At 66.5% G+C, this 1667-nt stretch carries 1 protein-coding gene; it reads left to right on the forward strand.

Going from position 1 to position 1667, the window contains the following annotated elements; all coding sequences use genetic code 11:
• The first annotated feature begins 274 nt into the window (after nt 1–274).
• On the forward strand, nt 275–1621 hold the full coding sequence (locus EB084_24875) for a DUF512 domain-containing protein (GenBank protein NDD31498.1): 1347 nt from the start codon (nt 275–277) through the stop codon (nt 1619–1621).
• Nucleotides 1622–1667 lie beyond the last annotated feature (46 nt).

Below are 1667 nucleotides of genomic sequence, written 5' to 3' on the forward strand. Positions count from 1 at the left end.
GGGCTGCGTGCAGCCTCCTGCGAACATCGATGCCGCCGTTACGGCGGTGGCCGTGAGGAGTCTCAGAGCGCGCATGGTCTCTCCTGTCGGGGGGATTTCCTGGGGGGGTGTCTGTATTGTGTAAGAATGATTATTGTTTGTCAAGCGCTTCACCTGCGAGTCCCCGCAGCGCCCCAACTTGCACTTTTCGTTCCGAACGGCTATACTCTGCCCGCGCCGCCTGTGGGGGGCGCAAGAGCGCCCTAGGCGCAAGCAGCGAGGTCGAGGAGCACCGATGAGAGCGGGAGCGGTGGTGAAGGCCGTGGCGCCAGGAAGCGTCGGCGCCCGTGCGGGCCTGCGCCCGGGCGATGTGATCGCGCGCATCGGCAAGAAGCAGATCCTCGACATCCTCGACTACATGTACCTCACGGCGGCACCCCGCTTTCGCGTTGAGGTGGTGCGTGAGGGCGAGCCGCTGACCCTCGAGGTCCGCAAGGACGATGAGGGAGAGCCCATGGGGCTCGAGCTCGAAGACGAGCTCGTCGACGGGGTGCGACGGTGCCGCGCCCACTGCGACTTCTGCTTCCTCGATCAGATGCCGCGCGGCTATCGCCCCACCCTCTACGTCAAGGACGACGACTATCGCCTCTCCTTCCTGCACGGCAACTTCGTCACGCTCACCAACCTCGATGAGAGCGACTGGCGCAAGATCAAGGAGATGCATCTCAGTCCGATGCACATCTCGGTGCACGCCACGAATCCGGCGGTGCGCCGACAGATCCTCAAGAACCCACAGTCCGAGCGCATCCTCGAGGACATGGAGCGCCTCAAGCGCTGGGGCATCCAGATGCACACCCAGATCGTGGTGCAGCCCGGGCTCAACGACGGCGAGGAGCTCGAGCGCTCCATCCGCGAGATCTCGGCGTTCCACCCGCACGTCGAGACCCTCGCCGTTGTTCCGGTCGGGCTGACGCGCTGGCGCGACAACGCGGCCCCGCTGACCCCCGTGAGCGAGGGGCTCGCCCGCGAGATCATCGCGCGGGTCCACGACTGGCAGGGTCGCTTCGAGGCCGACTTCGGGCACCCGTTCGTCTACCTGTCTGACGAGTTCTACCTGCTCGTCGATCATCCGCTTCCTCCCAACCGCCACTACGGCGCCTATGATCAGCTCGAGAACGGGGTCGGCCTGAGCCGGCTGCTGCTCACCGAGTTCAACCGCCGCGTTCGTCATCTCCCGGCATCCCTCTCCCAGTCCCGGCGGGTGCTGATCGTCACGGGCGCCTCGGGCGGCAAGGTGCTCCCCCCCATCATCTCCCGTCTCAACCAGATCGACAACCTGCACGTCGATCTGCGCGTGGTGGAGAACGACTTCCTCGGCCACTCGGTGACCGTCGCTGGCCTGCTGGGCGGGCGCGACATGCTGGCCGCCATGCAGCAGGAAGCCGCGCGTCACCGCTACGACGCGGCGCTCATCCCCTCGGTCTCCCTGCGCGAAGGCGAGGGGGTGTTCCTCGACGACTTCCGCCTCGACGCGCTGCGGGAGGCGCTCGACTTCCCCGTGATCCCCACCGACGCACGCGGCGCTGATCTCATCGCCGCGGTGCTCGGCAATCCGCTGTCATCGCGAAGAATGGTGGCCTGAGATGCCCGCCCGAAAACCCCCTCAGAAGAAGACCGCGACGCCGATC

This window comes from Pseudomonadota bacterium, from assembly GCA_010028905.1.
Taxonomy (GTDB): domain Bacteria; phylum Vulcanimicrobiota; class Xenobia; order RGZZ01; family RGZZ01; genus RGZZ01.

What these genes read in the sequence shown, in the direction of transcription:
- EB084_24875 (NDD31498.1), top strand. Translation starts at nt 275, where the DNA reads ATGAGAGCGGGAGCGGTGGTGAAGGCCGTGGCGCCAGGAAGCGTCGGC.